Origin of the sequence: Amycolatopsis sp. MtRt-6, assembly GCF_017308975.1 — a bacterium.
Classification (GTDB): domain Bacteria; phylum Actinomycetota; class Actinomycetes; order Mycobacteriales; family Pseudonocardiaceae; genus Amycolatopsis.
Window position 1 is genome coordinate 40,251 of record NZ_JADWPD010000016.1, and the last position, 15,313, is coordinate 55,563.

Genomic DNA, 15,313 nt, shown 5'->3' on the forward strand with positions numbered 1-15,313 from the left:
CTCGCTCCCCCGCCCCGTCAGGCGTCCCGCCGGCGCAACACCGCCGCGCCCGTCACCAACGCCGCCGCGGCCCACGCGCCGCAGATCACCAGCCCCACCCACGGTGCGTACGGTGCCACCGTCATCGTGATCGGGTTCGGCCGGCCCGCCTCGACCATCGCGTTCACCCCGGCGATCCCCGGGAAGTACGGCATCGCCTCCGGCACGCCCAGCGATGCCACGATCAGCGGCAACGGCACCAGCAGCACGATCACCGACACCAGCGTTCCCGCCGCGCTGCGCAACGCCCAGCCGATTCCCGTGCACAGCAAGCCCAGCAGTGCGAAGTACCCTCCCGTGCCCGATGCCGTCGTGAAGGCCGCCTCGGACGATGTCGGCAGGCCGTGGCCGTCCATCACCGCGGTTGCCAGCAGCATTCCCGCGCACGACAGCAGCACTCCGTACGCGAACAGCAGCGGTGCCAGCACCGCCGCCTTGGCCAGGACCACCCGGGAGCGGACCGGTGTCCACAGCAGCGTCGACCGGATCCCTCCGCCCGCGTACTCGCTCGTCACGAACAGCGTTGCCAGCGCGATCACCGCGAACTGGGCCAAGTAGAAACCGCCGCCGAGGGCGATCGTGTCGGCTCCCTGGGGGTCGTCGCCGATCTGCTGGGCGATCGCCGACAGCGTGGCGTAGAACAACATCAGCGCCGTTCCCGTCACCAGGCACCACCACGTGGCCCGGACCGACCAGAACTTCGTCCACTCCGCCGCCACCGCGCCCGGCAGGCCGCCGCCGCGTACTTCCACCGCCGTAGTCATGCCGACACCCCGTATTCCACCGAAGAAGCGGTCAGTTCCATGTACGCCTGCTCGAGCGACGCCGTCCGCTCCGCGAGGCCGTGCACGCGGATCCCCAGCTCGTGCACGAGGTCGCCGACGCGGGTGACGTCGAGGCCGGACACCACCAGCTCGCCCGGCTCGCCCGGGTGTGTCAGCCCGCCCTCGGCGCGCAGTCGTGCGTCCAACGCGGAACGCTCGGCGTCGGCCGGGACGCGGACCGAGACCGTGGTGCGGGAATTGCCCGCGATGAACTCCGGCACCGGCGCGTCGGCCAGCAGCTTGCCCTTGCCGATCACCACCAGGTGGTCGGCGGTCAGCTGCATCTCGCTCATCAGGTGGCTCGAGACGAACACCGTCCGCCCCTCGGCCGCCAGCGAGCGCATCAGCTGCCGCACCCAGCGGACGCCGTCCGGGTCGAGGCCGTTGACCGGCTCGTCGAACAGCAGCACCCCCGGGTCGCCGAGCAGTGCGCCCGCGATGCCCAGCCGCTGTCCCATGCCGAGCGAGAACTGGCCGGCCCGCTTGCCGGCGACGTCGGACAGCCCGACCGTCGCCAGGACCTCCTCGACGCGGCTCGCCGCGATGCCGTTGCTGCGGGCCATGGCCAGCAGGTGTTTCCCGGCGCTGCGGCCCGGGTGCAGGGCCTTGGCGTCGAGCAGCGCGCCGACCTCGCGCAGCGGATGCCGCAGCTCCGCGTACCGCTTCCCGCCGACCAGGACCTCGCCCGCCTGCGGGCGGTCGAGCCCGACCGTCATCCGCATGGTCGTCGACTTCCCGGCGCCGTTGGGGCCGAGAAACCCGGTCACCTGACCCGGCGCGACGTCGCAGGTGAGCGCGTCGACGACGGTTTTCTCCCCGTAGCGCTTCGTGAGTCCCCTGAGTGTGATCATGCCTCGAAGTCTGCGGCCCGCGGGGGTGCGCGGGCATCGGACGACGGTCGTGGGCCGCCCCCGACTTTCGTCAGGTGCGGCGGCGGGTGTGCCGGGTCGGGACGGCGCCGGCCGGGTCCTCCGGCCAGGGGTGCTTGGGGTAGCGGCCGCGCAGGTCGGCGCGCACGGCCGGGTAGCCGGACGTCCAGAACGACGCCAGGTCGGCGGTGATCGCCGCGGGACGGCCGGCGGGGGACAGCAGGTGCAGCACCACCGGGACGCCGGCGAGCACGGGGGTCTCGGTCCAGCCGAAGGTCTCCTGGAGCTTCACGGCCAGTACCGGCTGGTCGCCGGTGTAGTCGACGCGGATGTGCGACCCCGACGGCACGGCGAGGCGGTCCGGGGCGAGGTCGTCCAGTTTCGCCGCTTCCGGCCAGGGGAGGAGCGCCTTCAACGCCGTGCCCGCGTCGAGGTTCGCGAGGTCCGCTTTCCGGCGGGCCCCGCCGAGGTTCAGCCAGCTGTCCACATCGGACAGCAGGGCGGCGTCGCCGACCGCGGGCCACGGCGGGCCGAGGACGCGGTGCAGGAACGCCATCCGGGCGCGGAGGCGGGTCGCGTCCTGGCTCCACTTGAGGAGGCCGAGGCCGTTTTCGCGCAGGCCGGTCACGAGGGCGTCGTGGACGTCGGCGTCCTTGAGCGGTTTCTCGGACAGCGTGATGGCGCCGAGCTTGCGGACACGCCGGGCGACGACGTCGCCGTCCCAGGTGACTTCGTCCACTTCGGACACTCCGGCCACGCGGACGGCGAGGGCTTCGTCGGCGGCCGCGGCGAGGCGGATGGTGCCGTGGACGCGGCCGGGGTCGCGGGTGGCTTCGGCGATGGCCAGCCACTCGGCGTCGAGGCCGCTGCCTGGTGGGAGCTCGGCCGCGGTGCCGCCGGCCATGAGGTACACGGGCGCGCCGCCCGGACGGCGCCGAGCCAGCCGTTCGGGATGGGCCAGGGCGACGACGAGGGCGGGATCGGGGCGGTGACCGGCCTCGCCACTGCCACCGGCGAACGAAGCCGCTTCCTCGGTCCCGGCGCGCCGCCGCGTCACCAAGTCCTCCAGCCGCCGGGCCTCGCGCTTCCAGCGCCGCGCTCCTTCGTCGCCCGTCGAGCGCAACCGGCGCAGCTCCGCGTTCACGTCCGTCAGGGTCGCGCCCGCGTCCAGCAGTGCCACCACCTCCGCCGCGTTGCGGGCTCCGACCGCCGCGGTGCCGTCCAGCAGTGCGCGGGCCAGGCGTGGGTGCAGGCCCAGCTCCGCCATCCGCCGTCCGCGCGGGGTCACCGTCCCGTCTTCGGACGTCGCGCCCAGCGTCGCCAGCAGCGCCCGGCCCGCCGCCAGCGCGCCCTCGCCCGGCGGGTCCCACCAGGCCAGCCCACTGCCGTCCGGTGTCGACCAGCACGCCAGCTCCAACGCCAGGCGGGCCAGCTCGGCCGTGCGGATCTCCGGCTCCGGGTACGCCGGCAGCGTTGCCTGCTCGTGCTCGGCCCAGCAGCGGTACGCCCGCCCCGGCGCCTCGCGCCCCGCACGTCCGGCCCGCTGCGCGGCCACCGCCGCCGACACCCGGACCGTCGCCAGGCCCGGCAGCCCGCGCCGGTGGTCGACGCGCGGCACGCGCGCCAGGCCCGAGTCCACCACCGCGCGCACGCCCGGCACCGTCAGGCTCGACTCCGCCACCGCCGTCGCCAGCACCACCCGGCGCCGGTCGCGCGGCCGCAGCGCGTCGTCCTGGTGTGCTGCCGACAGCCTGCCGTGCAAGGGGAGAACGTCCACAGTGTCCAATTCGGACAACCGCAGCAGTCCCGACGTGCGTGCGATCTCTCCCGCGCCGGGCAGGAAAGCCAGCACGTCGCCGTCACCCGAGGACAACGCCGTCCGCACCGCCCGCGCGACGCACGCCTCGACGCGCTCGCCGCGCGCCGGCGGGACGTACGAGAACTCCACCGGGTACGTCCGGGCCGTGGCCGTGACGACCGGGGCGTCGCCGAGCAGGGCCGCGAGCCGTCCCGACGCGACCGTCGCCGACGTCGCCAGCAGCCGCAGGTCTTCGCGCAGCCCGGCGCGGACGTCCAGCAGCAGCGCGAGCAGCAGGTCGGCGTCCAGGTGCCGCTCGTGGCACTCGTCGAGCAGCACCGTCGACACACCCGGCAGTTCCGGGTCGCCCTGCACGCGCCGCACCAGCAAGCCCGAGGTCACGACCTCGATCCGGGTCCGCGCGGACACCTTCCGGTCGCCGCGCACCGCGTACCCGACGGTCTCGCCGACCGGCTCCCCGAGGATGGCCGCCATCCGGGCCGCCGCGGCGCGGGCCGCCAGCCGCCGTGGCTCGGCGACCACGACCCGGCCGTCACCCGAAGCCAGCGCCAGCGGGACCAGCGTCGTCTTGCCCGTGCCGGGCGGCGCCACGAGCACCGCGGCGCCGTGGGAGTCCAGCGCGGCCAGGACGTCGGGCAGCACGGACCGGACCGGCAGGTCGGGGAGCTTCACTTCGCGGTGACCTCGGGGGGCGGGGGCAGCGGGTAACCGGACGGGCCGATGTTCGCGTTGAGCGAGCGCAGCCATTCGCCGGAGGAGATCATCTTCCGGATCGCGTCGTCGACCGCGGCCACCCCCTCGGTGTCGCCCTTGCGCAGGCCGACGCCGTAGTTCTCCTTCGAGAACGGCTTCCCGACGATCTTCAGCAGCTCCGGGTCGCGCGCGACGTAGCCGGCCAGGATCACCGCGTCCGTGGTGACCGCGTCGATCTGCCCGGCGAGCAGCGCGGTCACGCAGCCGGAGTACCGCGGGTACTCGACCAGCTGGACGGCCTGGGCGAACTTGTCCTTCACCTGCTGCGCCGGCGTCGAGCCGGTGACCGAGCACAGCCGCCGCCCGTTGAGCACCTCCGGCCCGGTGATGTCGGCCGACGTCCGCCGCACCAGCAGGTCCTGGCCGGTCGTGAAGTACGGGCCGGCGAACGACACCAGCTCCTTGCGCTTGTCGGTGATCGAGTAGCTCGCCACGACCAGGTCGACGGCGCCGGAGGTGAGGTCGGTCTCCCTTGTCGCCGACGTCGTTTCGCGCCACGTGATGTCCTTCGCGGCGACGCCGAGCTCGTTCGCGACGAAAGTCGCGACATCGACGTCGAACCCGACGAACCGGCCGTCGATCGTGCGTTCCGAAAGGCCCGGCGCGTCGAACCGGATGCCGATCGTCAGGTGATCCGCGGCACTCGCCCGGGTGACGAGCGAGTCGGTGGGCGACACCTGCGCCGGACCGCACGCCGAAGCCGTGACCAGGAGCAACACCGAGCCGAGCAGTGTGCGCCACCGCATCCGGCCGCTCCCTCCGCCTCACGAAGTTCTCAGGTCCCCCCGCTAGCCTAAGTGCGTGGTGCGACCGTCCCAACCCGTGCTGAACACCGTCGGCACGCTCGCCCGGCTCGGGCTGGCAGCCGTCTGGCTCGTTTCCGGCGCCATCAAGCTGGCGGATCCCGGCCAGACGCTGATCGCCGTGCAGGCGTACCAGGTGCTGCCGGGCGCACTCGAAAACGTGGTGGCCCTCGCGCTGCCGCTCGTCGAGCTGGTGCTCGGGCTGCTGCTGCTCGCGGGCCTGGCGACCCGGTGGGCCGCCGCGGCCTCGCTGGCGCTGCTCGTCGTGCTCATCGCCGGCATCGCCCAGTCGTGGGCGCGCGGCCTGAGCATCGACTGCGGGTGCTTCGGGGGCGGCGGCCAGGTGGCGGCGGGGCAGACCGAGTACCCGCAGGAGATCCTCCGCGACACGGGGTTCGCGCTGCTCGCCGTCTGGCTGGTGGCGCGCCCGCGCACGTGGCTGTCGCTCGACGGCTGGCTGGCGCGAGGTCGCGGGAACTCGGGCGAGCCCGAACACGACTACTCGGGTATCGCGGAAGGGAACTGATACACAGTGGGTGGAGCTGAGCGGACCGCTCGGAAGCGTCGTCAGGCGGCGCAGGCCGGTTCGAACGTGGTCGCGCAGGCCAGGGGGACGTCCGGCGACCGGCGGAAGTGGATCATCGGGATCGGCGCCGTGGTCGTCGTCGCCGCGCTCGTGATCGGCGGTGTGATCTGGACGATCTCGGACCGGAACAAGACCGAAGGCCAGGTCATCGACGCCGGCACGACGAGCGCGCTGGCGGGCGACGTCACGCAGAAGCGCGACGGCGTCGTCGTCACCGTGGGCAAGCCGGGCGCCAAGGCCACGATCGACGTCTACGCCGACTTCCTCTGCCCGATCTGCGGCGAGTTCGAGAAGCAGTACAAGGGCCAGATCGAGCAGGCGATCAACGACGGCAAGCTGCAGGTGCGCTACCACATGGTGCCGCTGCTCACCCAGCGTTCCAGCCCGCCGGGCTACTCGCTCGACTCGGCGAACGCGGCGCTGGCCGCGGCCGACGCCGGCAAGTTCCTCCAGTTCCACGACGCGCTGTTCGCCAACCAGCCCGAAGAGGGCAAGCGCGGCTACGACAAGGCGCAGCTGATCGAGCTCGGCAAGAACGTCGGGATCACCGACCCGGCGTTCGCCCAGACCGTCAACGCCGGCACCTACGAGCAGCAGCTCAACACCGCGTTCCAGCAGATCGAGAACGACCCGAAGCTGGCGCAGGACTTCGGTGGCGGGCAGCGCGGGTTCGGCACGCCGACGGTCACCGCGAACGGCTCGATCGTGTCCTGGCAGGACCCGGGCTGGCTCACGAAGGTCACCGGCTGACTCGGGGCAATTCGCCCACTCGGGTACGGACCGTGGACTAGGCTGATTCCCACGACATCTTTCGGGGGTCCGGGTGGCGGAGCCCCCGGCCCGGGCGAAGCCCGGATGTCACAGCAGGGGAACCGGGGGTGCCGTGCGCACGTCGCACCCCCGGTGACAGGGAGGGCCAGTGGACGGTTCGGGGTTTCACGTCGATGACGGCGCGTACACGCGGTACGCGCGCGAAGTCGACCCGCTCGGGGACGACGTCAAAGGGGCGGCCGACAAGCACGTCGGCCCGCACGTGACGCTCGGCGGCCACGGCTTTTCGGAGATGGGCGGCGAGTCCGGCTTCTCCGGTGCCTACAGCGGCCGGATGCGCGCGCTGCAGGAGAAGATGCACCGCGTCGGCGGCGGCTGGCGGCAGGTCGGCGAAGCCGCCCGGCAGACCGACCGCAACTACGCGGCGGTCGAGGGCGAGCACGGCGACGTCGTCCGGCGGCTCGGCGGCGACCTCGGGCAGGACCGCGCGTGACCGAGCACGAATCCGACCAGCTCGTCCGGCACGGCCTGGACACCACGAACCAGTTCGCGCAGAAGCTGCGCCACGACCCGGCCGCGATCGGCGGCGCCCGTGACGCGCACTACGCCCTGCAGACGTCGGTGGGCCGCACCCGCGACGTCGCCTCGGAGCAGCGCGTCAACCTGGCCTCGGCCAGCTCGGGCTCGACGACCGACCGCGCCACCGCGACGTCGCAGAGCCTGGAGAAGGAGGTCCAGGACCTCCTCGACGAGAGCGCCGAGATCGAGAAGGCCGTCACCGAGGCGGCCGAGGCACTGCACGTCGGCGAGATCAAGAACGACCAGGTCCGCGACCAGATCGTCAAGGAGATCGCGGCGTCGATGAAGGCGCTGGCGGCCGTGAAGTCGATCCAGCCGCCGGAGAGCCGCGCGGCCGCGTCGCGCGACATCCTGATGAAGCTGCAGACCAAGATCAGCCAGCTGACCGGCCAGGCCGCGACGTTCAGCGAGCAGACGATCAACGAGCTCACCGCGATCGGCACCCGCCTCGGCGGCGAGGAGCAGACGACGTCGTCGTCTTCGGCGTCCTCGACCAAGGTCGGGTCGTCGTTCAACAGCAGCAGCGGCTATTCGGGCGGCTCCGACGGCGGTGGGGGCGGTGGCGGCGGCGGGGGCGCCGTCCACAAGCCGCGGCTGCCGGTGGCGATCCCGCCGCAGCCCGGCTCCGGCGTCGCGATCAACCTGCCCGGCGGCAAGCAGGTGATGGCGCCGAACGAGACGGCGGCGAAGGCCGTGCGCGCGGCGCTTTCGCAGCTCGGCGTGCCGTACGTCTGGGGCGGGACCGCGCGCGGTGTCGGCCTCGACTGCAGCGGCCTGGTCATGACGTCCTACCAGGACGCGGGGATGCAGCTGCCGCGCACGGCGGCGCAGCAGACGGTCGGCGCCGAGGTGCCGTCGATCGACCAGCTGCTGCCCGGCGACCTCGTCGTGTGGTCCGGCCACGTGGCGATGGTGATCGGCGACGGCCAGATGGTCGAGGCGGGCGACCCGGTGCAGATCAGCAAGATCCGCACCACGAACGCGGGGCAGTCGTTCATCGGCTTCTACCGGCCTACGGGGTGAGTTGTGGCTGAATTCGACGTCGAGCTGGCTTCCGCGCGGATCGCGGAGCAGGCGGCGCGGGCGGAATCCGAGGCGTCCGCGCGGTTCGCGCGTTCGGGCCCGGTGGTGGGCAAGGCGGCTTCCGACGGGATCGAGGTCCAGGTCGCGCCCGGCGGACTGCTGACGGGGCTGACGATCCACCGCTCGGCGCTGCGGCACGGGTCCGCGGTGCTGGCCGACCAGATCGTCGAGCTGGCCCAGCGCGCGACCCGGCGGGCGGGGGACCGGATGTACCACGCTCTCGCTCCGGTGGTGGACGCTGCGCAGCTGGAGACGTTGGGCTACGAGCCGATCCCGGACGACGACCCGGACGCCGAAACGTATTCGTACGGAGGGGGATCGCGGTGATCACGACCCGCCAGCTGATCGCCCAGGCCCGCGCCCGCGAAGAGGCGATGGCCCGCGTGGAGGAACTGTTGGCGTCGGCCTCGGGCACGGCGCACGACCGCGACGGCCAGGTCGAGGTGACGGTCGACGCCCGGGGCAAGCTGCTGCGGTTGTGGCTGGCACCCTCGGCGGTGAACGTGGGGGAGCAGCTGGGACCGCTGATCGTGGAGGTCGCCCAGGCGGCCATGCGCGAGGCGACCCAGGACGGGTACAACAAGGTGGCCTTGCTGCTCGGCGAGGACATGACGGCGATGATCGAGCAGATGACGGGCATGCCGGCGCCGGCCCGGGCGGAGGACGACGACCCGGGGATGACGGTGGAGGAGTTCCAGCGGCTGCGCGCGGAGCGGCTCGGGTCGGCGCCCGCGGAATCACCTGAACCGGTGGCGAGTGCCGAGGACGAGGACGCGTACTGGGAGAGCTTCGACCCGGCTTCGCTGCGCTCGGACCGCTGAGCAGCCCCCGTTTTCAACGTTACGGCAGGGCACCGACAGTTTCGTGCTGGTCGGCGTCCCGGTGAGCGGCACCCGAGTTCGTTGAGAGGTCTGGACCAACCACCGCGGCCTGTGTCTTAATCCAAGGCGTGAATTTTGGTCTCTCGACGAGGAGGACCGGATGCGCCTCGGATGCGGGCTGGGCATCGATGTGCCGGCCGTCGGGTTGCTTGGCCAGATGACGCAGGCCGAACGGCTCGGGGTGCGGTGCCCGCACCTCCCTTGGTGATCCCCGTCCCCACCGGAAGGAACACGCATGCCCCGCCGTCCCCTGTTCAGAGTCCTGGCTTTCTTCGCCGCCTGCTTGGGGCTTTCGCTCGGAGCCCCCGCGGTGGAAGCCGCCACGCCGTTCAAGGTGCTCGCCTTCTACAGCGGCACCTACGATGCCGCGCACATCAGCTTCGAAAAGGAAGCGAACGCCTGGTTCCCGCAGCAGGCGGCGGCCACCGGGTTCACCTACACCGCGACGACCAACTGGAACCAGCTCACCACGATCACCCCGGACCAGTACCAGGTCGTGCTGTTCCTCGACGACCAGCCGCAGTCGCAGGCGCAGTTCCAGGGCTTCCAGCGGTACATGCAGGCCGGCGGCGGGTTCTTCGGCTTCCACGTCACGGCCTACAACGACAGCTCCACGCCGTCCTACGCGAACTGGTTCCACAACGACTTCCTCGGCACCGGCCGGTTCACGTCGAACACGTGGGGCCCGACCCCGGAGACGCTGAAGATCGAGAACCGCACGCACCCGTCGACGGCGAACCTGCCGGCGACGATCCGGTCGTCGACGTCGGAGTGGTACGCCTGGCAGTACGACCTGCGCCAGAACGCGAACATTTCGGTCCTGGCGTCGATGGACAGCTCCACCTTCCCGATCGGCACCGACCCGAACCAGACCTGGTACAGCGGCTACTACCCGATCGCGTGGACGAACAAGAACTACAAGATGCTCTACGCCAACTTCGGCCACAACGCGATGAACTACGAGACGAACACCGCGCTGTCGTCGACGTTCGAGAGCGCCGGCCAGAACCGGTTCGTGCTCGACGGCCTGAAGTGGCTCGGCGGCGGTTCGACGACCCCGACCGACCCGGGCGCGATCGACCCCGCGGCCTGGTACGCGGTGACGAACAAGGCGTCCGGCAAGTGCGTCGACGCCCGCGCGGCCGGCAGTGCCAACGGCACGGTGATCCAGCAGTACACGTGCAACGGCACCGCGGCCCAGCAGTACCGGTTCGCGCCGACCAGTGGTGGCTACGACCGGATCGACAACCGGACCAACCCGGCGCAGGTCATCGACGTCACCGACGTCTCGGCCGCGGACAACGCCGGGCTGCAGCTGTGGTCCTACAGCGGGGGTGGCAACCAGCAGTGGCAGCCGGTGGCCGAGGGTGGTGGGTACTACCACTTCGTCGCCCGCCACAGCGGCAGGTGCCTGACCGTGCCGGGCGCCTCCACCGCGGACAGCGTCCAGCTCGTCCAGGCGGCCTGTAGCGGCAGCGCCGCTCAGTCGTTCAAGGTCGCCTAGCGTTCGGCTCGCGACCCTGGCTAACATGAACATTCTTCATGAACGGTCGGAGGGTGCGGTGCGGGCGATCTTCGCGGCGGCGGAAGCCGGTCAGCGGACCGGCGGGATGGTCGTCGTGTTCGGGGACGACGATCCCGCCGGTGCCGCGCCGCGTGAAGCCGACCCGGCGGCGGCCGCAGAACTGGTCCGCAGGCTGCGGGAGTTCTACGGCCCGCCGGTCAGTCGCGTTCGATGAGGTGACCCACCACGTCCGGGCCGGGGTGGGCGTGCCCGGAACCATCTCGGCGGACGTCGATCTCCGGGAGCTCCACCGGGTCGCCGTTGCGTGCCGCGCCGGCCGGGCGGGGGCCGATCCAGGCCACCCGCAGCGCCGTCTCGCCCTTGAGGAAGCGCTGGGCCCGGACGCCGCCCGTGGCGCGGCCCTTCGCCGGGTACTCGCTGAACGGTGTCACCTTCACGCTCTGGCCCGTCGAGGTGATCACCAGCGGCTCGCCGTGCTCGTCGTCGTCCGTGCGGACCGCGCCGAAGAACACCACCGACCCCGAACCCACGTTCATGCCCGCCATGCCGCCGCCCTTCAGGCCCTGCGGGCGGACCAGGGACGCCGCGTACTTCAGCAGCGACGCCTCCGACGACACGAACGCCAGCGTCTCCGAGCCGTCCGTCAGCCACGTGGCGCCGACGACCTCGTCGCCGTCCTTCAGCGAGATCACTTCGAACTCGTCCGAGCGGACCGGCCACTCCGGCGCGCACACCTTCACGACGCCGGCCTTCGTGCCCAGCGCCAGGCCCGGTGAGCCCGCCGCCTGCTCGCCGAGCGGCGCGATGCCGATGACCGTCTCGCCCTTTTCCAGCGGGACCAGCTCGCGCGCCGCCATGCCGCCGCGCAGCGACACCGTGCCGGCCTGCTCGGGCAGCACCGGCAGCGGGAGCACGTCGGTCTTGAACGCCCGGCCGCGGCTGGTGACCAGCAGCACCTGCCCGCGCGCGGTCGTGTGGACCAGGGCCGCCACGGCGTCGTGCTTCACCCGGCCGTTGCGGCGACGCGTCTCGGTCGCCTCTTCGGACTCGGCCGCGGTGCGTGCCACCAGCCCGGTCGCCGAGAGGATCACCTGGCACGGGTCGTCCGCGACCTCCAGGGGGCCCGAGGGCTTCGACGCGGCCAGGACCTCCTTCAGGTCGCCGTCGATCAGCGCGGTGCGGCGCTCGGTCGGGAAGTCCTTCGCGATCTTCGCCAGCTCGGACGAGACGAGCTTCTTCAGCACCGACTCGTCGTCGAGGATCTTGGTCAGCTCGGCGATCTCCTCGCGCAGCCGCTCCTGCTCGGACTCGAGTTCGAGGCGGTCGTACTTGGTCAGCCGGCGCAGCGGCGTGTCCAGGATGTACGTGGCCTGGATCTCCGACAGCTTGAAACGCGTCATCAGGCCGTCCTTCGCGGCCTGCGCGTTCTCGCTTTCGCGGATGAGCTTGATCACCTTGTCGATGTTCAGCAGCGCGATCAGCAGGCCGTCGACCAGGTGCAGACGCTCTTCGCGCTTGCGGCGGCGGTACTTCGTGCGCCGCGTGACGACGTCGTAGCGGTGGCGGAGGAAGACCTCCAGCAGCTCCTTGAGCCCGAGGGTCTGCGGCTGGCCGTCGACGAGCACCAGGTTGTTGATGCCGAACGACTGCTCCAGCGGCGTGAGCCGGTAAAGATCGGCCAGCAGCGCCTGCGGGTTGACGCCGACCTTGCACTCGATGACCAGCCGCGTGCCGTTCTCGCGGTCGGTGAGGTCCTTGACGTCGGCGATGCCGGTGAGCCGCTTGGACTTGTTGACCTCGTCGGTGATCTTCTCGATCACCTTCTCCGGGCCGACGCCGTACGGCAGCTCGGTGACGGTGATCGCCTGCCGCCCGCGGCTGCCCTCGAGGGGCCCGGTCTCGACGTTCGCGCGCATCCGGACCACACCGCGACCGGTCTCGTACGCGCGGCGCACCTCGTCGAGGCCCAGCAGCTTGCCGCCGGTGGGCAGGTCGGGGCCGGGCACGAACTCCATCAGCTTGTCGAGCGTCGCCGACGGGTGCGTGATCAGCCACCGCGCCGCGGCGATGACCTCGCCGAGGTTGTGCGGGATCATGTTGGTCGCCATCCCGACCGCGATCCCGGACGTGCCGTTGACCAGCAGGTTCGGGAACGCCGCGGGCAGCACGGACGGCTCTTCGAGCGAGCCGTCGTAGTTGGGCCGGAAGTCGACGGTGTCCTCGCCGAGCTCGCCGACCAGCTGCATCGCCTCGGGCGACATGCGGGCTTCGGTGTACCGCGAGGCGGCCGGGCCGTCGTCGGGGGAGCCGAAGTTGCCGTGGCCGTCGATCAGCGGGACGTTCAGCGAGAAGTCCTGCGCCAGCCGCACCATCGCGTCGTAGATCGCGACGTCGCCGTGGGGGTGGTACTTGCCCATCACGTCGCCGACCACGCGCGACGACTTCACGTACGCGTGCGTCGGGCGGTAGCCGTTTTCGTTCATCGAGTACAGGATCCGGCGGTGCACCGGCTTCAGCCCGTCCCGCGCGTCCGGCAGGGCACGCGAGTGGATGACCGAGTACGCGTACTCCAGGTAGGAGTCTTCGATCTCGGTCTTCAGCGAGTTGTCGAAGACGTGCGCACCGGGGGAGTCGAACGCGCTGGGATCGACCTTGGTGGTGGTGCCCTTGCGGCGTGCCACGGCAGAACTCCTTGGTAGCTACGAAAAATCAGGCGTCGATGGCTTCGCGGTCGACCCGGTCGGAGGAGGCGACCAGCCAGTTCCGCCGGGGCTCGACCTTCTCGCCCATCAGCAGTTCCAGCGCCGCCTCCGCGGCCTCGGCGTCGTCCATGGTGATGCGGCGCACCGAGCGCGTCGCCGGGTTCATCGTGGTCTCCCACAGCTCGTCGGCGTCCATCTCGCCGAGACCCTTGAACCGCGGCACCGGCGTGACGATGTTCTTGCCCGCCCGCTCCAGCTCGGCGAACTTCTGCTCCATCTCCCGCTGGGTGAAGGTGAAGTGCGTCTCCGGGTTGCGGCCCTTCGTGACGAGCTTGTGCAGCGGCGGCATCGCCGCGTACAGCCGGCCGTCTTCGATCACCGGGCGCATGTACTTCGCGAACAGCGTGATCAGCAGCGTGCGGATGTGCGAGCCGTCGACATCGGCGTCGGCCATCAGGATCACCCGGCCGTAGCGCATGGTCGACAGGTCGAACGTGCGCCCGGTGCCCGCGCCGAGCACCTGGACGATCGACGCGATCTCGGCGTTCTTCAGCGTGTCGCCCAGCGATGCCTTCTGGACGTTCAGGATCTTGCCGCGCAGCGGCAGCAGCGCCTGGTACTCGGACACGCGCGCCATCCGCGCCGACCCCAGCGCGCTGTCGCCCTCGACCAGGAACAGCTCGCTGCGGGAGACGCCGGTGGTGCGGCAGTCGACGAGCTTCGGCGGCATCGCCGCGCCTTCGAGCGCGGTCTTGCGCCGGGCGGCGTCCTTCTGCTGCTTCTGGGTGAGCCGGACGCGCGAGGCGTCGACGACCTTCTGCAGCACGACCTTGGCCTCGGACTTGGTCTTGCGATCCTCGGTCCACGCCTTGACGTGCTTGTCGACGATGCCCTGCAGGACCCGGGTGATGCCGGCGGTGGACAGCTCGTCCTTGGTCTGCGAGGTGAACTGCGGCTCCGGCAGCCGGACGTGGATCACGGCCGTCATGCCCTCGAGGACGTCCTCGATCGTCGGCATGTCCTCCTTGGGCTTCAGCAGCCCGCGGGTCTTGGAGATGGCCTCTTGCAAAGCCTTCGTGACCGCGCGGTCGAAGCCGCGGCGGTGCGTGCCGCCGTGGACGTTGCGGATCGTGTTGGTGAAGCACTCGACCGTGCGCTCGTAGCCGGTGCCCCAGCGCAGCGCCACCTCGACCTCGGCGTGGCGCTCCACATTGGACTGCATGACGCCGGCGGCGTCGGCCGCGTTCTCCTTGTACGTGCCTTCGCCGGTGATCAGCAGCGTGCCGCAGACCGGCTTCTCGCCCGACGGCGCCAGGAAGTCGACCATGTCGGCCAGGCCGTGGGGGAAGTGGAAGGTCTCCTCGTTGATCGTGTCTTCGATCGCGGTGCGCAGCACGTACGTGACGCCCGGGACGAGGAAGGCGGTGTTGCGCAGCTTGGCCCGCACGCCTTCGACGTCGAGCGCCGCGCCGGACTCGAAGTAGCGCGAGTCGTACCAGTAGCGGATGGAGGTGCCGCTGCGCTCGCCGCGCTTCATCTTGCCGACGACGTTCAGCCCGGACCGGCGGGTGAACTTCGCCTTCGGGCCGGGCGCGTCGAACGTGCCCGGCACGCCGTGCTTGAACGACATCTGGTGGACCTTGCCGTCCTGCTTCACCGTGACGTCGAAGCGGTGGGACAGCGCGTTGACCGCCGAAGCGCCGACGCCGTGCAGGCCGCCGGAGGTCTTGTAGCCGGAGCCGCCGAACTTGCCGCCGGCGTGCAGCCGCGTCAGCACCAGCTCGACGCCGGACAAACCGGACTTGGCGTGGGTGCCGGTGGGGATGCCGCGGCCGTCGTCGTCGACCTGGACGCTCCCGTCGGCGTGCAGCGTGACGACGATCTTCGTCGCGTGGCCCGCGACACCCTCGTCGGTCGAGTTGTCCACCACCTCGGAGAAGAGGTGGTTGATGCCGCGGCTGTCGGTGGAGCCGATGTACATCCCGGGGCGTTTGCGGACGGCTTCGAGACCCTCGAGATGCGTCAGGTCGTCGGCCCCGTACAAGGTCTCGGCAGTCACAGGGTCGTTCTCCCGGATCG

14 protein-coding genes are annotated in these 15,313 nt (G+C 71.3%); 8 read left to right on the forward strand and 6 right to left on the reverse strand.

Going from position 1 to position 15,313, the window contains the following annotated elements:
- Positions 1–17: 17 nt before the first annotated feature.
- The 4 genes from I4Q55_RS25660 to I4Q55_RS25675 form a co-directional block, all read right to left on the reverse strand.
- Entirely contained in the window at positions 18–803 is a 786-nt protein-coding gene (locus tag I4Q55_RS25660; protein ID WP_206791141.1) for an ABC transporter permease, read from the reverse strand.
- Entirely contained in the window at positions 800–1,714 is a 915-nt protein-coding gene (locus I4Q55_RS25665) for an ATP-binding cassette domain-containing protein (protein ID WP_206791145.1), read from the reverse strand. Before I4Q55_RS25665 ends, I4Q55_RS25660 begins: the two co-directional genes overlap by 4 nt.
- A gap of 70 nt (positions 1,715–1,784) precedes the next feature.
- Positions 1,785–4,223 (reverse strand): ATP-dependent helicase HrpB, encoded by a 2,439-nt coding sequence (gene hrpB, locus I4Q55_RS25670; RefSeq protein WP_206791146.1) that lies wholly within the window; start codon positions 4,221–4,223, stop codon positions 1,785–1,787.
- The gene (locus I4Q55_RS25675) at positions 4,220–5,050 is read right to left on the reverse strand and encodes a glutamate ABC transporter substrate-binding protein (RefSeq protein WP_206791147.1); all 831 of its coding nucleotides are present in this window, start codon (positions 5,048–5,050) and stop codon (positions 4,220–4,222) included. The genes hrpB and I4Q55_RS25675 overlap by 4 nt, the downstream gene beginning before the upstream one ends.
- Positions 5,051–5,126: 76 nt before the next feature.
- Here I4Q55_RS25675 and I4Q55_RS25680 point away from each other — a divergent pair, with 76 nt between their 5' ends.
- From I4Q55_RS25680 to I4Q55_RS25715, 8 genes are all read left to right on the forward strand, one after another.
- Entirely contained in the window at positions 5,127–5,633 is a 507-nt protein-coding gene (locus tag I4Q55_RS25680) for a MauE/DoxX family redox-associated membrane protein (RefSeq protein WP_206791351.1), read from the forward strand.
- Positions 5,634–5,699: 66 nt separating this feature from the next.
- Positions 5,700–6,443 carry a thioredoxin domain-containing protein gene (locus I4Q55_RS25685; RefSeq protein WP_206791353.1) on the forward strand — a complete coding sequence of 248 codons (744 nt, stop codon included), beginning with the start codon at positions 5,700–5,702 and terminating at the stop codon, positions 6,441–6,443.
- A 169-nt stretch (positions 6,444–6,612) separates the two neighbouring features.
- The gene (locus I4Q55_RS25690; RefSeq protein WP_206791148.1) at positions 6,613–6,957 is read left to right on the forward strand and encodes a hypothetical protein; all 345 of its coding nucleotides are present in this window, start codon (positions 6,613–6,615) and stop codon (positions 6,955–6,957) included.
- A complete protein-coding gene (locus I4Q55_RS25695) occupies positions 6,954–8,066 on the forward strand; it encodes a C40 family peptidase (RefSeq protein ID WP_206791150.1) in 1,113 nt (370 codons plus the stop codon). Before I4Q55_RS25690 ends, I4Q55_RS25695 begins: the two co-directional genes overlap by 4 nt.
- A 3-nt stretch (positions 8,067–8,069) precedes the next feature.
- A complete protein-coding gene (locus tag I4Q55_RS25700; RefSeq protein ID WP_206791151.1) occupies positions 8,070–8,453 on the forward strand; it encodes a YbaB/EbfC family DNA-binding protein in 384 nt (127 codons plus the stop codon).
- A complete protein-coding gene (locus I4Q55_RS25705) occupies positions 8,450–8,947 on the forward strand; it encodes a YbaB/EbfC family nucleoid-associated protein (protein ID WP_206791152.1) in 498 nt (165 codons plus the stop codon). Before I4Q55_RS25700 ends, I4Q55_RS25705 begins: the two co-directional genes overlap by 4 nt.
- Before the next feature lie 295 nt (positions 8,948–9,242).
- Positions 9,243–10,511, forward strand: a complete 1,269-nt coding sequence (locus tag I4Q55_RS25710) for a ThuA domain-containing protein (RefSeq protein ID WP_206791153.1) — start codon at positions 9,243–9,245, stop codon at positions 10,509–10,511.
- A 25-nt stretch (positions 10,512–10,536) separates the two neighbouring features.
- Complete coding sequence (locus tag I4Q55_RS25715) at positions 10,537–10,746, forward strand: hypothetical protein (protein ID WP_206791154.1); 210 nt, start codon at positions 10,537–10,539, stop codon at positions 10,744–10,746.
- On the opposite strand, the gene I4Q55_RS25720 is transcribed toward I4Q55_RS25715, so the two are convergent.
- Positions 10,730–13,213, reverse strand: coding sequence for a DNA topoisomerase (ATP-hydrolyzing) (locus I4Q55_RS25720; RefSeq protein ID WP_206791155.1), 2,484 nt, complete (start codon positions 13,211–13,213; stop codon positions 10,730–10,732). The two genes, I4Q55_RS25715 and I4Q55_RS25720, sit on opposite strands and share 17 nt — an antisense overlap.
- A 28-nt stretch (positions 13,214–13,241) precedes the next feature.
- On the reverse strand, positions 13,242–15,293 hold the full coding sequence (locus I4Q55_RS25725; RefSeq protein WP_206791156.1) for a type IIA DNA topoisomerase subunit B: 2,052 nt from the start codon (positions 15,291–15,293) through the stop codon (positions 13,242–13,244).
- Between the last annotated feature and the right edge of the window lie 20 nt (positions 15,294–15,313).

What these genes read in the sequence shown, in the direction of transcription:
- I4Q55_RS25660 (WP_206791141.1), bottom strand. Translation starts at nt 803, where the DNA reads ATGACTACGGCGGTGGAAGTACGCGGCGGCGGCCTGCCGGGCGCGGTG.
- I4Q55_RS25665 (WP_206791145.1), bottom strand. Translation starts at nt 1,714, where the DNA reads ATGATCACACTCAGGGGACTCACGAAGCGCTACGGGGAGAAAACCGTC.
- I4Q55_RS25675 (WP_206791147.1), bottom strand. Translation starts at nt 5,050, where the DNA reads ATGCGGTGGCGCACACTGCTCGGCTCGGTGTTGCTCCTGGTCACGGCT.
- I4Q55_RS25710 (WP_206791153.1), top strand. Translation starts at nt 9,243, where the DNA reads ATGCCCCGCCGTCCCCTGTTCAGAGTCCTGGCTTTCTTCGCCGCCTGC.
- I4Q55_RS25715 (WP_206791154.1), top strand. Translation starts at nt 10,537, where the DNA reads ATGAACATTCTTCATGAACGGTCGGAGGGTGCGGTGCGGGCGATCTTC.